This is a genomic window from Diaphorobacter sp. LI3, from assembly GCF_022807955.1.
Lineage (GTDB): Bacteria > Pseudomonadota > Gammaproteobacteria > Burkholderiales > Burkholderiaceae_C > Diaphorobacter > Diaphorobacter nitroreducens.
Genome location: NZ_CP094346.1, coordinates 1,578,894 through 1,591,590, shown reverse-complemented (window position 1 = coordinate 1,591,590; position 12,697 = coordinate 1,578,894). Strand labels below are relative to the sequence as shown.

The following is a 12,697-nucleotide window of genomic DNA, read 5'->3' as shown; positions in this document are numbered from 1 at the left end:
TCGCGGACAAGGTGATGGAGTCAGGGAAGACGGCTGGACATGGCAACGGCCCTCCCCACACGCCGACCGCACGGCAAGCGAAGCGCGCAGGCCTGAAGCTGGAAGCCGGGCCGGAGGCGTCAGCCGAGCGGAGCGAGGGAACGATGGAAGCCCGTCAGGGGCGAGACGCCGCAGGCGGCTCGATGCGCAGCACGACAGCGCGACCGGCCATCTCCCAGGTGGCCGGGGACGCCCGGACTTCGGTGTTCGACATGCACCGCCCCCTTGGGAGACAGCCCCCTTACCCCGAGCGGGGAGTCCATGCTGGCGATCCCAGCTCTTTGCCCCAAGGAACGGCGAAGACGCAAAACGTTACAAATAAGACGTACTGACAGTCAAAATTCAGTCTGAATTGTGCGTACAATGCGAAACGGCGGCACGTGATCGTGCTGCTGCGGTTCAGAAGATTTGTTGTTCCCGACCCGAAAAGGCAAAGGCTCAGTGATCAGGGCTTCAGTTGATGAAGTCCGCTACGCAGACAGTGTGCGTGGCTTGTAACGCGGCACAGTTGGCTCAGCTTACTGTGACCAGCAGGACGATCAGAACTCTCAGAGTGCGAAGACCATACGGCTTCTTGCTCAGCGAGGGGGAAGGTTGAGCCAGCAGCGTGCAACTGTGGTGGGCTTGGTTGGTGTCGAGTTGGCTCCTTTACGGCGCTGCCTTGAAACGGGGGAAGCAGGGCAATGGTGCCTTGTGTAAAGGAGGTCCTAAATGGACAAGCAAATCTTGGAAAACCACATCAATAGCCTGAAGAAGGCTTGCGATGCATGCAGAAGCCAACTCGACACTGGTGCTATGAAGGAACTGGATCGTGAAGTCTCGAAGCTAGAACAGCTTTGTGACCAACTCCAGAGCGCAACGGATGCGGAAACGCTGAAGGTGCGCACCCTCCAGGTCATCGCGGCATTCGTCAGTATCGCGACGAATATCCGAGACTGGCTGTGAGGCCGTCATGGGCACCCCAAGCCCATTCTTAGTTTTGTGAGATTCACATATGAACATCGGACAGGCTATTCAACTCGCTCGGTCCAAGCGCAAGCTCTCCCAAGCTGCGCTGGCGAAGCGGGCTGGTATCTCAGTGTCCTATCTCTCGCTGCTTGAGCGTGGCCGACGCGACCCGCCTTTGTCCACTCTGCAACGGATTGCCGCTGCGCTCGTTATGCCGGTAGAGATTCTTTTCTTCTTGGGCGCGGAAGAAGGGGAACTCGGACACTTGAATAGAGACCTTGCTGGTCAACTGGCAATCACCGCATTGGAGCTTCTGAATGGACCTCTACCCGATCAAGCCGAGGTATCGGTCTAATCCCGTCAAGAGCATTGCTGCACTGGCTCGCGGCCTACGCTGGGATGCGCAATCACTGGTGGAACTGGCTGATCGAGCCAATGGCATGTGGCGCACCGTGAAGCCAAAGCCGGGATCTACCAGGCAGACATTTGACGCGATGGGGCAGCTCAAAGAGATCCATCAGCGTTTAAAGCTCAATGTCTTCTCCAAGGTGGATTTTCCAGAATACTTGCAAGGTAGCTTGAAGGGACGTGACTATGTCACAAACGCATCTATTCACAAGGGCAAGCAGATACTGATCTGCGAAGACGTGAAGGGATTCTTCCCTTCTGTGAGCGCGGCTTTTGTTGAGGACGTGTGGTGTGGCTTCTTCAGATTCTCTCCTGACGTTGCCAAGCTTCTAACGAGGCTCACCACAAAGGATGGCTATCTTCCCCAAGGGGCCATTACGAGTTCATTTTTAGCGAATCTCGTGATGTGGCGGTACGAGCCCTGGCTACATGCAAAGTTCGCTCAGCGAGGCATCACCTATTCCCGTTATGTGGATGACATGGCAATGTCATCAGCGACACATTTGGATAAGGAAACTCAGACTTGGATCATTGCCCAAGTCTATGGAATGCTTGCTCAGCACGGCTTGAAGGCGAGCCGTAAGAAACATGAGGTTTTCTCGGCTTCGCAGCCGATGATCGCGACGAAGCTGACTGTGAACCGCAAACCGTCATTGAGTCCCAAAAAACAGTCCAAAGTTCGGACGCGAGTTCGGCAATTGGAGATCGCCGCCACGAGCGGCGCGAGCACGGATGAACTCCGGGAGCTTGCGAACAAGGCCGCCCAACAGGTGGGTCAACTTGGGCGCTTTCACAAGACGCCAGCAGCAAAGCTCAAGAGTCGTATTGCAGTTGTTCGGGACAATTTGTCGCCAGAGGCTTTGTCCGTCACAACGGCACCTGCGAAGGTCAGGCTTGACACAGTTCCTCTCGTCACGGATGCCCGGCCCTGGGAATAGCGGCGGTTGCCGCGCGAATTTTTCGCAGCGGTCGCAATAGAGGAAATGCGCTGCCCCAGCAAGACGCCGCGCAGAAACACACGCAGTCGATCAGTTCAACGAGCTAAGCCGAAGGCGTCAGCGATGGAAGCCCGTCATACGAGAATCGGCGGGCGCTCCCCCCCCAGGGAATCAAGCCGCGTGCGCGGACGGCGGCAAGGCCAGGGGCTGCACCGCCAAGCGCAGGCCCATCGCCTTGAGGATGGCCGACAGGCTGCTGAGTGCAGGATTGCCCTTGGGCGACAGCGTGCGGTAAAGCTGAGTCGGATTCAGGTGCGCCTGCTCGGCCACCGCCTGCACGCCGCCCACGGCCTGCGCGAGTTGGCGCAGCACGGCCATCAGCTCGGCCTGGTCGCCATCGGCCAGGATGCCGTTGATGACTTCGAGTGCGAGCGCCGGGTCATCCCGGAACAACTCGGCCATCGCATCGTCATGGGGTCTGCTTCTCATTCGTCGCCTCTTTGTTGCCAGTCCTGCCAATACGCCACTGCCCGGGCTATGTCCGCATCCTGTGTGCGCTTGTCGCCACCGCACAGCAGCAACACCAGCCGATGGCCAGCCAGCCCGTAGTACACCCGGTAGCCCGGCCCGGCGTCGATGCGCAACTCCCACACACCATCACGGCAAAACTTGTGATCACCGAAGTTGCCTTGCTCGACGCGGGTCACGCGCCGGATGACCGCCACCTTGGCCTGCGCATCGCGCAAGCGCCGCAGCCAATCGTCGTAGACATCCTTCTGCTCGTCGACCGTCAGGTAGTGCTCGATGCGGTACATGGTATTTTCGTTTATTGACGAATTCAAGTCAAGGGACAAAGGAACTGCGGGGCGGGATGCCCGGCCTGTCGCAACAGCGCGGCGACAGGCTGGACGCCCCGCAGCTCACGCGATGGCCGTTTCCGGCGCCTTCGTTGACGGCGATCCGGCCCGCTTCGTGCCGGGCGGCACAGCGCGCGTTGGACTCTTGCGATGGCGATACGGGCGATAGTTGCCCTGGCTCGTACGGGTCTTTTCGCCATCCGCGACCGCCAGAACCGAGGCGGGCGCCGTTGGTGTCGGCGCAGCCTGGGCCTGGCCGTCGATGGCGCCCCGGCGCAGGGTGGCCACCTTCTCGGCAGCGGCCCGCACCGGGTCATCCTCTGCATGGACATACGCCATGAACTGCGTGACGGTCTTGTGCGCAGTCAGCGCCATGCCGACCTTGATGGGAATACCGGAGTTGGCAATGTCGGTCGCCGCGCGATGGCGGATGCCGTGCGTCCCGACATGCGCTACCTCTGCGCGGCCCAGGATGCGCTTCCAGCCGTTGTAGTACGTGCTGTCGGGCAATGGCTTCTTGGCATCGAAGATGGCCGGACACACGTAAGGCGAGTCGTCGATGCGAGGCGCATTGCGCAGCAACTGGTACGCCGCCTCGCTCATCGGCTTGGACATATCGCCCGTCTTGCTGTCAGGCCAGACGACTCGGCGATTCTCGAAATCAACCCAAGCCCATTCGAGCGTGCGGATTTCGGTCATCCGCGCGGAAAACTCGAATTGCAGGCGAACCGCCAGTGTCACGGTCGGATGCTCCAGCCCCTGGGCATCCGCACGGTCGAGGTACGCATAGAGTCGCGCCAGTTCCTCGTTGTTGATGTACCGCGTCTCGCCGTCCTCGCGGTACTTGGGGACGTGACGGCACGGATTGGAGCCGTCAGGCCGGTAGCCCCACACCTCGGCCATGTTGAACATCTTGCGCAGACAGGCCAGAACCCGATTGGCCGTGACGCCGATCCTCGCCTTGTCCTTCATCAGCGTGGTGATGTGCGCCCGCGTTACGTCCGGCACCTTGAGCTTGCCCAGGGCAGGCAGGATGTGGCGGTCGATGTAGCCCTGGTAGGAATCGACCGTCCGGGGCTTGTTGCGCGGCCTGGAGTATTCCTCGATGAACTGTTCGCACAACTCCTTGACCGTAGGGGCCATGCGCGCGGCCAGCTTGGCAGCGCTGGGGTCGTCGCCCTTGCGCACGTCGGCCAGCCAGTCCTGTGCGATCGACCGCGCCTGCTCGACGGTCAGTTCGCCGAACTGGCCGATCTTCGGCTTGCGGCGCTCGCCCCAGTTCGTGCGGTACTGGAGCATGAAGACCTTGCGGCCGTGGGCGGTGACTTTGCAGAGAAAGCCGGGGACAATGGTGTCCCGCAGTTCGTAGTCCTTGCCGGTGACTTCTGCCGTATCGACAGCGGATTTGGTGAGTTTGATCTTGGCCATGACGCCTCCTAGTTCGGGATCGAACGCAGGAACCAGCCAGGAGCCACGGCATCGGAATGTCTGCCGCAATCGGTCTGGTCTAGGCGTAAGGCTAAACGGGACTAGCCTCTTGGAAAACCAAGCGCAGCAAGGCTCTGCGGGTTCCAGCGTGGTTCCATGCTAGTCTCGGGACTCAATCTCAAAATCCCCCGCCGCAAGGCGTGCCGGTTCGATTCCGGCCCCGGGCACCACATACAAGGCCGCACAGTTCCCAGAACGTGCGGCCTTTTCTTTTTTCCCTATGAAACCCTCGATAGCGTCGTGCGCAAAGGTGCGGGGAAGTGTGCCGCAATCCGGGGGCACGTGGGGGCACATTTGGGGGCATGAATCGGAAAAGTGGGGGCACATCCTCTGAATCCGTGCCCCTTCAAGCGCATACCCCCACCCCCTAAAACCTGCGCGCACAAAAATTTGAGGAACCGGTCGGTTTCCGGCCATGGGAAGCCAGACTTCGGAAGCCCCCCTACCCCCATTTTTCCCGGTGTTGCAGGCGAAGAGAAGCGGTCGGTCTTGCGGGTGTCAGCCCCTACGTTTTTGATAGCCCCTGGCCAGCCCCACGCAAAACACCTCACGCACATTTCCGGGCGAATGAACACCAAGCGCGAAGCGGGCCATTGCTACACCTCTTCGGGGTATCGTGTTTTTGCGTGTGAACAGTGTGAACAGCGAGACAACCGCATGGATACTGGGTTTGCGTGTTCCCACCCTGTTCTCACTCGCGCCTGCAATGAGAACAACAGCCAGAAAAATCAACAGAAACTGCACATTAACGGGAGTGCTACGCGAAGCGCAGGCCGTGGCGGGTTACGCATGCGTGAATGGGAGCGGCGCCCCCTGTTGCACATTCTGGTGAATGTGACTGCTGTGATTTTTGGGCGCGAAAACAATCCCTCGCCCACGCCCCACCGGGCGCACCGGCAGGCCACGGCCAAGCCGTGCATACGTGTGCATGTGCCCGGCCTGGCCGGGGCTACATGTCCAGCTCAAACAGTGCGGGGGCGATGCGGTAGCAGTTGGCCAGGCCATGGCCTGGCAGGCGCTGGCGGCAGTCGTAGGCTCGGCCAGCCCCAGGCACAAGGGCGCCATGCTCCAGCAAGACGCGGCACACGGCTTGGTAGTCAAAGCCTTGGCAGACTTCGGAGCGGAACACCTCGGGCAAGATGAAGAATTCCACGCTCACGCCGTCGCCCAGCGCGGCCGGCATCTTGTCCCCGAATTCGCCCAGGTGCTGGCCGTTGGTCTTGATGGGCTCGCCGTGCTCATTGAGCATGCGCCGGTATCCTGCCCGGTGCAGCGTCTTGGCGTTATGGTCATCGGCCGCCCGGTGCCACCAGGTGAAGCGCCCTTCCCCGTGCGATTCAAGGAAGCGCCGCACCTGGCGCAGCATGTTGCGCACCTCGCCATTGCCAGCCCCACCACGGGCCGCCAGCCACGCATCAAAGCACGCACGTGCAGCCCATTCCGATTCGCAGGGTTCCCAGCCCGTCAGCCCCGCCTCAGTGGCCAGCTCGCCGGCCATGGCCACCAGGGCAAAGCGGGCGGCCACCCGCTGCACCTGGCCGGATGCGCCGGGCGGCGCCCACTGCTCGGTCAGGGCCTGCACACCCTCACGCAGCCGGCGCGGCAGCGTGGCCCAGTGGGTGCAGGCCCATTGAATGAAGGCCAGCCCCGGCGCCCCATAGCATGCCTGCGCCTCGCGGGTCAGGTGGGTCGCAAAAGCGGCAGGGCTGGCGTGGCCATGGATGTTTTCAAAGGTTCCCATGCCGGCGCCGGCATCGGCTGGTATGTCGGCCATGCGCACCTCTTGGCCCGTGCGGGCGCGCTTCATGCCCTCGGCCATGTGGTCGGCCAGCCCCAGCTCTCCAGCACTCAGGAACAGCAGGCGCCAGGACAGGCGGGCACGCGGCGCACCGCCACGGGTTGCGCGGGCCTTGCTCTGTTCGTTGGCCAGCATGTAGGCGCACTCGCCCGCCACCTTGCCCTCTACCTGCGCCAGCTCGTCCAGGATCAGCAGCGCATCACAGTGCTGTGCGGCGATGGCCTCCAGGGCGTTATCGGTGGTGCGCCAGCGCTGCATATAGCTGGGGCCGCCGTTCACGCTGGCGGCCAGGCGCAGCGCCGTGGTCTTACCCGAGCTGCTGTCGCCCCGCAGATGAAAGCCACCGCTCTCCATGCTGGCCGGGCGCAGCAGCGGCCCGGCAAAGGCGCAGGCCACGGCGAACACCAGGCGGCTATTGCCGGCGCACAGTGCGCCGATGCGATCACGCCAGGCGGCGGCGTCCTTGCGCACGCGGAAAGTGTTTTCCATCTGGCTATCGGACTGGAACACGATGCGCTCGGCATCGTCGCCGATGGTCTGGTGTGGCAGCACGTAGGCGGCGCCGCCCTCGGTGGGGTGCCAGCCGATGCGGTCGGTGCAGCTCGCAAACTCAGGCGGGCGCCGGGTCTGGATGTATTCGGTCAAGCGATTGCGGGCCGTGGGTGATGTGGCGATGCGCAGGCCCATGTTCAGCAGCGCGGCGCGGTACTCGCCGCCGTCGCCCGACAGCATGCGGGAAGGCATGGCCCATTGCTTGGCGCGGCCCAAGGGGTCGGCAAATTGCAGCAGGTAGCCCCAACCGTTGCCGTCCTGGTCGCGGGTCAGTGCAGCCACATCGAGGCGCGAGCACAGCCACAGCGGGCGCAGTGGTTCGCCATCGCGGCCTCGGCCGTGGTAGTACACGCCGCCGTCATCTACCGTGAAAGGGTCGTGCACGTCGCCGCCATCGGCGCCGGCCGAGCTGGGGCTGCTGGCCTGGCCTGCGGCTGGGGCTGCATCGGTGGCGGCCTGGTGGGCGTCTATCGCGGCCTGCACCGCCTGGCGCACGGCATCCAGCCCTTGCGCCTGGTGCATGTCGTTGAAGTCCACATTGCCGGGCGCATCGTCACCGGCCGGCATCGAGGGGAACACCGCCAGCCCCCGCACGGCGCGGGCGGCGGCCTCGGCTTTCACGCGACCGGTGTTGGTGCCGGTGCGCGCCTCGGTGGAGCGGTCATCATCGCCGCACAGCACCAGCAGCGCGGCCGGGTACAGGCGCCGCAGCTCGCGGGTCACGTGCAGCAGGTTGCCGGCATCAAAGGCCACGGCCACGGGCCAGCCCCCGGCATCTTGTCCCGCTTCGTGCAGGCTGGCGCATGTGGCGTAGCCCTCGCCCACCAGCATCACGGCCGGAGCCTGGCCGGGCTCGCCCAGCATGTGCCACAGCCCCGACTTGCGCCCGCCCTTTTGAAACAGCTTGTCGGTGCCCTTGGGCGGCCGCTCGGGGGCAATGCGCTGCACGTTCCACAGCACGCCCTCCGCATCCCGCAGGGGCACCAGTGCCGCTCCATCGGGCAGGAAGCGCAGGCCGTGGGGCTGCACGCCCTTGCGGACCAGGTAGGGGCTGGCACCCGTGGGGCTGGCGGCATCCCATAGGGCGCGGGCAGCATCAGCCGCAGCGACTTGCGCGGCCTGCTGGCGCTCTGTTTCTGCCCTGGCCGCCTGCTGGCGCTCGGCATCGCGTCGGGCCAGCTCGGCGGCGCTGGGCGCGGCCGGTGCGTTGCCGGCCTTGGGCAGCTCGAAACCGTGTTGCTTGGCAATGTGCAGCAGCGTGGCCACCGTCACGCCGCCGCCCGCCTTGACGCTGCGCCAGGTGCTGCGCGTGGCGCTGGCATCGTGCCCCTCGGCCGTCGCGCTCCAGGCCTCAAACAGCCCCCGGCCCGTGTCGTCGGGGTACTCGCTCTTGATAGCCATGGCCACCCGCGCCCATTCATCGCGGGGCAGGCTGGCCGGGATGTGCTCCAGGGCCGCGCGGATCTGATCGGGGGTGATGGTGGTGGTCATTTATCGGCGGTATGGGGCTGGCCTGGCGCGGCGCCGGTCGCCAGGCGCTCGGCCAGGTAAACGAAGGCGGCGGCCTGCATGTGAGCAACAGTGAGGGCCGGGCGTGCTTCATGGGGCACTTGATCCATCAGGTTCCATGCCGCATCGATGGCATCGGCTAAGATGCGGTCGGCCACATCCGAAGCGATGAAACAGCGCTTCACATCAACGGGTGCCAGCGTTTCGTAGTCATGTGGCGTGAAGTCAAAGGTGTTGGCGCTCATTGCTGCGCCTCCGCGATGCGCTCCTGAACCCAGGTGAGAACGGCGCTTTCGGGCCAGGCCACCATGCGGGCATTCAGCCGCACGGACTTGGGGAATTTGCCGGCGCGCATGAGTTCGTAGATCGTGGACTTCTTGCATCCCGTCAATCCCTCGACTTCGGGCAGGCGCACCAGGCGATCACGGGGAACGACTGGGCGGGCTTGGTGGACTACTTGCATGGGTGGAATTCCTTCCGTTTAAGCCCCCGCGCATCCATCACGGATCGAGCGGGTATGGAAGGAGATGCTCGCGATGCAACCCACCTTTTGTCGCCTTGTTTTGGTGCGAGCAAGCCCACCCAGAGGCGGCAAAGGGCACTACGGACGCCAACATGGCAAGGCGGCGCAAGGCAATACACAAGGCATCAGCGGCCCCGCTGCCGTGCTTGCAGCGCCTGCGCCTCGATACTGGCCGCCTCACGCATCGCCCAGTCCGCAGACGCATAGGTTTTCAAAGCGGCGTCCCGGAGTCCACGCGCCTTGACCTCCAGTGCATCAGCACTGTCCAACCATGACTTACGAATGGCGCGGATATGCTTGCCCCGGCGAATGCTGGAAACGTTCGAGGGTGGGCGGCCTGGCCCCAACTTGGCGGTAAGAACGGGCGCGGCAGCAGCACCAGGCAATGGAATGATCGTGGCGGTCATGGCGCGTCCCCCTGCGGTTGATGCTGCGCAGTGCCCGCGGGAATGGCCGCTTGCAGCGCACTAGCCGCGTCCAGCAGGTACACCGGCGCCCAGCACGCTGCAGGGTCTATTGGGAAGTCGCCACGGCTTGAAATCTCCGCCAATATTGCCGACACACCGCGCGCCGCATCAATCAGCATGGCAAGGCTGTCAAGCGTGTCTAGCAAGGGCGCATCCATCTGCACGGCGAATACTTGGCCGCAGCCACCAATGGCGAACGGCAAATGCGCTATCGCGGGCCGCGCCAGGCCGGGTGCTTGAGCGGGAGCATTCATGCCGCCCCCCCTTGTGCACACGTGTGCACCTGATTGACGGACGCCAGCGCCTGCACCAGCTTGCGCCGGGCGGCGGCCACGTTGCCGCGTTCCAGGTAGAAGCTCGCCAGGTTGCAGGCGTTGAAGGCCGCAAGCATGGGCATCAGGTGCGCGGTGGGGATGGTGCCCGGCTGGGGCTGAATGGGCGCAGCGCTGCGGCTGGCCGTAGTGGTGGCGGTCATGGACTGGATTCCTGTAGGAGAACCAAGAGACCACCGTTTGCGTTCTTACGCGCATCGGGTGGACGGGATGTTAAGAACACGCCTACAGACGTGCGGGCGGCGTTACCGTTCGCCCCATCCCGCCCGAAACCATGGCGGGGCGATGTAGGCGCACCAGCCCCAGTAATTTGGGCGTGACAAAGCCCCGCTTGTCGGTGGGGGCTGCTACCGCTGTAGGTTTTGGTGTTCTTACGCACCGGGCCTTTCGGCTTGCGCGCAGTGTAGCGCGGGGTGCGGGAGCCAAGCAAGGGCTGGGACTATGCGGCCTTGTCGCGCACTGTCGGGAAGGGGCTGGCCTTTGGCTCGGGGAACCGCTTGAAAAGCTCAGTCACGCCCTGGCCTTGGGACTTCATGCCAAGCGCGCGCCCCACCGCTGCCTTACCACCACGTCCATTAGCGGCATCATGTGCTTTGACTGCGGCCCGCACGTAACCCACCCATTCAACCTCCCATGAAGGCCACTCGCTGCCGTCTCTCCCCTTGTAGGGCGCGAGGTAGCGGCACAGGGTGTCGAAATCCGTCACGTCACCCCTGCCAAGCTGGCCGGCAGGCGCTGCTGCCTTGTCTGCCGCCGCATCGACGATGGTGCCCCAGCCCCATAGCTCATGAGCCACAGCAAACGAAACAGCCAGGGTACACGGGCCGCCTGTCCTATCTCCGCGCTCACTGAACTCGAAAGGGGTTTCCTTCGTTTCGTCATACTCGACATGGCAGCCGGGCGTATTCACCAGCCGCGCCAGCTCATAGGGTTTCATCAGCCAGGAGGCTTTCATATCTCGCGCAGCCAAGCGCGCCCTGGCCACGCGGGGCGGTAACTCCTCCAAATCCTCTGTGCCGGAGAAAAACCTAAGCCATTTGCAGGGCTCATCCTCTGCCTTGGCATCCTCCACAGGATCAAGGCGGTACACCAGCGGCGGCGCGTTACCCTCCAGCGGCGCGCACACCACCCGCACGGCACTGGCAAATGACATTTCGCGGGCCTGCATCAACCAGCGCACCACGTCAGCCAGGCGCACCACGCGGCCATCCGGCCCATCCTTGAAACGCTGCAAGCCATAGGGGCTATGCGGTTGCCAGCCGCTGGGTGGGTCTATGTGGAGTGGCATCAGCGCTTCCCCCGCATGAATGCCTGCACGTCTGCCAGACGCCAGTAGCGCATCTTCTGCGACACGTTAATGAAGGGCCGGGGGAAGTCCGGCCGCTTGGTGAGCCGGTCGGTGACGTGCGCGCGCGTACAGCCCAGCATCGCGGCGATGCCAGCTGTATCAACGCGCGCAGGTTCATAAGCAAGCGTCTTGCGCTCCATGGCTATTCTTCCCCCATGGCGCGCGGCGGCACCAGGTAGGCCGCATGCAGGCGCTCCAGGTCTTGCATGAACCAGCCTTCACTCTTGGGGCTGGTGGGCACGGCGTGGGCCGCGTGCAAGCGCTTCAAGTCCAACAGCAGGCCCAGGTGCTGGGGAACCCATGCAGGGATTGGCACGCCCTCATTACGCCAGCGGCTGGGGGTGTTGCGGTGCAGGCCCGTAGCCCTGCAAAAGTCCACGGCCTTCCAATCGAGGGAGGCTAAGGCGGCATCAAATTCTTCAAGGGTCATTGCGGCGCATCCTTTACTAGATGCGGCATTGTGGCATGCAATCCCTCATTGGTGCACAATCATAAAAATACGCACTGTATTTAACATAACGCCCGTCGTGTCTACTGTGCATTGTTGATAACTTCCGCACACTATCGGGAAACCAAGCATCCATGCGGGTTTGCGGGCGATGGCGGTTTGCTGAAATTTTGAGCACAGCAGCAGAAAAAGTTATCCACAGCCATACGACGGCACGGCGATGCTCACGTGTGCACGCCCCGCTGTAGCGGGCCACGTGGCAGAAATAGAGAATGATTCGCAGTAAGTAAATTTGCTACGTGGGCGGCTCAAGATGCGGGATTGGCCGGACTGCCCACGCGGCCAGCAGCGCATGCACTCCAGGCGGCCCAGCCTCACCACCAGGCGCGGGCAAGGCATATTCCGCCACCGGCCGATTGCGATAGGACACGCGACGCGTGCGAGCAATGACCACAGCCCCATAGCGCCGCAGGTTGCCCATGGTGTACGTGGCCGCCTGGCGCCCCACGCCGGCATGCGCCGCCACCTCTCGCAGCGTGGCCCCACGCTCGGGCGTCGCCAGCTCGCCAACGGCCCGCAGCAAGGCCAAATGCACCTCGCCACGCGGTCTCATGCGTTGATTCCCTCTCGATCATCCATGCACCCACTCTAGGCGGGCAGTGGGGTACCTAGGCGGCTTGTCCCCTTACACGCATGCGCTATCCGGCCCGCCCGGTACCCGGCGCCAGGGGAAGGCCCTTTTGCGCTCAATTCCGGCAATGTGCGCAAGCGCCCGGCAAGGTGCAGCCGGGCGGTGTGCATAGACGAAACGGGGGGCGAGTGGGCGGAATTGGGAGAAAAGAGACAAATATTTTTCACTATGTGATGTGTTCTCACTCTGTTCTCAGTTTGTTCTCACTCTGTTCACATTGAAAATCGGCCGCCAGGCCGCGCCAATCCTAGATTCTTGAGTCTGTTCTCACTGTCACACTGAAAATCATTGCCTACGCCGGTTGAAGGCATTGCCGGCAGACATGCAGGCGCGTGCATGGGGCATGAAAAA

At 63.3% G+C, this 12,697-nt stretch carries 16 protein-coding genes; 3 read left to right on the top strand and 13 right to left on the bottom strand.

Annotated features, from left to right (window positions below):
• The first annotated feature begins 750 nt into the window (after positions 1-750).
• Genes MRB47_RS07375 through MRB47_RS07365 form a run of 3 tightly spaced genes read left to right on the top strand, consistent with a single transcriptional unit; the run spans position 751 to position 2,333 of the window.
• A complete protein-coding gene (locus tag MRB47_RS07375) occupies positions 751-984 on the top strand; it encodes a hypothetical protein (protein WP_013517168.1) in 234 nt (77 codons plus the stop codon).
• 49 nt (positions 985-1,033) lie between these two features.
• Positions 1,034-1,342 carry a helix-turn-helix domain-containing protein gene (locus tag MRB47_RS07370; RefSeq protein WP_013517169.1) on the top strand — a complete coding sequence of 103 codons (309 nt, stop codon included), beginning with the start codon at positions 1,034-1,036 and terminating at the stop codon, positions 1,340-1,342.
• Positions 1,305-2,333 carry a reverse transcriptase family protein gene (locus MRB47_RS07365; RefSeq protein ID WP_013517170.1) on the top strand — a complete coding sequence of 343 codons (1,029 nt, stop codon included), beginning with the start codon at positions 1,305-1,307 and terminating at the stop codon, positions 2,331-2,333. The genes MRB47_RS07370 and MRB47_RS07365 overlap by 38 nt, the downstream gene beginning before the upstream one ends.
• Positions 2,334-2,504: 171 nt before the next feature.
• On the opposite strand, the gene MRB47_RS07360 is transcribed toward MRB47_RS07365, so the two are convergent.
• The 13 genes from MRB47_RS07360 to MRB47_RS07300 form a co-directional block, all read right to left on the bottom strand.
• Entirely contained in the window at positions 2,505-2,822 is a 318-nt protein-coding gene (locus tag MRB47_RS07360; RefSeq protein ID WP_013517171.1) for a DNA-binding protein, read from the bottom strand.
• Positions 2,819-3,148 carry a type II toxin-antitoxin system RelE/ParE family toxin gene (locus tag MRB47_RS07355; protein WP_013517172.1) on the bottom strand — a complete coding sequence of 110 codons (330 nt, stop codon included), beginning with the start codon at positions 3,146-3,148 and terminating at the stop codon, positions 2,819-2,821. Before MRB47_RS07355 ends, MRB47_RS07360 begins: the two co-directional genes overlap by 4 nt.
• 105 nt (positions 3,149-3,253) lie before the next feature.
• The gene (locus MRB47_RS07350) at positions 3,254-4,618 is read right to left on the bottom strand and encodes a tyrosine-type recombinase/integrase (RefSeq protein WP_013517173.1); all 1,365 of its coding nucleotides are present in this window, start codon (positions 4,616-4,618) and stop codon (positions 3,254-3,256) included.
• A gap of 1,009 nt (positions 4,619-5,627) precedes the next feature.
• Entirely contained in the window at positions 5,628-8,519 is a 2,892-nt protein-coding gene (locus tag MRB47_RS07345) for a DUF927 domain-containing protein (protein WP_252102346.1), read from the bottom strand.
• Positions 8,516-8,782: a hypothetical protein gene (locus MRB47_RS07340; RefSeq protein WP_252102345.1), complete on the bottom strand. Its 267-nt coding sequence runs from the start codon at positions 8,780-8,782 to the stop codon at positions 8,516-8,518. Before MRB47_RS07340 ends, MRB47_RS07345 begins: the two co-directional genes overlap by 4 nt.
• Positions 8,779-9,000, bottom strand: coding sequence for a helix-turn-helix transcriptional regulator (locus tag MRB47_RS07335; protein WP_252102344.1), 222 nt, complete (start codon positions 8,998-9,000; stop codon positions 8,779-8,781). Before MRB47_RS07335 ends, MRB47_RS07340 begins: the two co-directional genes overlap by 4 nt.
• A gap of 185 nt (positions 9,001-9,185) precedes the next feature.
• Entirely contained in the window at positions 9,186-9,467 is a 282-nt protein-coding gene (locus tag MRB47_RS07330) for a hypothetical protein (protein ID WP_252102343.1), read from the bottom strand.
• The gene (locus tag MRB47_RS07325) at positions 9,464-9,781 is read right to left on the bottom strand and encodes a hypothetical protein (protein ID WP_252102342.1); all 318 of its coding nucleotides are present in this window, start codon (positions 9,779-9,781) and stop codon (positions 9,464-9,466) included. Before MRB47_RS07325 ends, MRB47_RS07330 begins: the two co-directional genes overlap by 4 nt.
• The gene (locus MRB47_RS07320; protein ID WP_252102341.1) at positions 9,778-10,002 is read right to left on the bottom strand and encodes a hypothetical protein; all 225 of its coding nucleotides are present in this window, start codon (positions 10,000-10,002) and stop codon (positions 9,778-9,780) included. The genes MRB47_RS07325 and MRB47_RS07320 overlap by 4 nt, the downstream gene beginning before the upstream one ends.
• 296 nt (positions 10,003-10,298) lie before the next feature.
• Entirely contained in the window at positions 10,299-11,093 is a 795-nt protein-coding gene (locus MRB47_RS07315; RefSeq protein WP_252102340.1) for a hypothetical protein, read from the bottom strand.
• A gap of 53 nt (positions 11,094-11,146) precedes the next feature.
• The gene (locus MRB47_RS07310; protein ID WP_252102339.1) at positions 11,147-11,347 is read right to left on the bottom strand and encodes a helix-turn-helix transcriptional regulator; all 201 of its coding nucleotides are present in this window, start codon (positions 11,345-11,347) and stop codon (positions 11,147-11,149) included.
• 2 nt (positions 11,348-11,349) lie between these two features.
• Positions 11,350-11,637, bottom strand: coding sequence for a hypothetical protein (locus tag MRB47_RS07305; RefSeq protein ID WP_252102338.1), 288 nt, complete (start codon positions 11,635-11,637; stop codon positions 11,350-11,352).
• A gap of 313 nt (positions 11,638-11,950) precedes the next feature.
• Complete coding sequence (locus tag MRB47_RS07300; RefSeq protein ID WP_252102337.1) at positions 11,951-12,268, bottom strand: hypothetical protein; 318 nt, start codon at positions 12,266-12,268, stop codon at positions 11,951-11,953.
• Positions 12,269-12,697: the final 429 nt, after the last annotated feature.

Excerpts from the sequence above, each read along its gene's own strand:
- MRB47_RS07375 (WP_013517168.1), top strand. The coding sequence starts at position 751 with ATGGACAAGCAAATCTTGGAAAACCACATCAATAGCCTGAAGAAGGCT.
- MRB47_RS07370 (WP_013517169.1), top strand. The coding sequence starts at position 1,034 with ATGAACATCGGACAGGCTATTCAACTCGCTCGGTCCAAGCGCAAGCTC.
- MRB47_RS07365 (WP_013517170.1), top strand. The coding sequence starts at position 1,305 with ATGGACCTCTACCCGATCAAGCCGAGGTATCGGTCTAATCCCGTCAAG.
- MRB47_RS07360 (WP_013517171.1), bottom strand. The coding sequence starts at position 2,822 with ATGAGAAGCAGACCCCATGACGATGCGATGGCCGAGTTGTTCCGGGAT.
- MRB47_RS07355 (WP_013517172.1), bottom strand. The coding sequence starts at position 3,148 with ATGTACCGCATCGAGCACTACCTGACGGTCGACGAGCAGAAGGATGTC.
- MRB47_RS07350 (WP_013517173.1), bottom strand. The coding sequence starts at position 4,618 with ATGGCCAAGATCAAACTCACCAAATCCGCTGTCGATACGGCAGAAGTC.
- MRB47_RS07345 (WP_252102346.1), bottom strand. The coding sequence starts at position 8,519 with ATGACCACCACCATCACCCCCGATCAGATCCGCGCGGCCCTGGAGCAC.
- MRB47_RS07340 (WP_252102345.1), bottom strand. The coding sequence starts at position 8,782 with ATGAGCGCCAACACCTTTGACTTCACGCCACATGACTACGAAACGCTG.
- MRB47_RS07335 (WP_252102344.1), bottom strand. The coding sequence starts at position 9,000 with ATGCAAGTAGTCCACCAAGCCCGCCCAGTCGTTCCCCGTGATCGCCTG.
- MRB47_RS07330 (WP_252102343.1), bottom strand. The coding sequence starts at position 9,467 with ATGACCGCCACGATCATTCCATTGCCTGGTGCTGCTGCCGCGCCCGTT.
- MRB47_RS07325 (WP_252102342.1), bottom strand. The coding sequence starts at position 9,781 with ATGAATGCTCCCGCTCAAGCACCCGGCCTGGCGCGGCCCGCGATAGCG.
- MRB47_RS07320 (WP_252102341.1), bottom strand. The coding sequence starts at position 10,002 with ATGACCGCCACCACTACGGCCAGCCGCAGCGCTGCGCCCATTCAGCCC.
- MRB47_RS07310 (WP_252102339.1), bottom strand. The coding sequence starts at position 11,347 with ATGGAGCGCAAGACGCTTGCTTATGAACCTGCGCGCGTTGATACAGCT.
- MRB47_RS07305 (WP_252102338.1), bottom strand. The coding sequence starts at position 11,637 with ATGACCCTTGAAGAATTTGATGCCGCCTTAGCCTCCCTCGATTGGAAG.
- MRB47_RS07300 (WP_252102337.1), bottom strand. The coding sequence starts at position 12,268 with ATGAGACCGCGTGGCGAGGTGCATTTGGCCTTGCTGCGGGCCGTTGGC.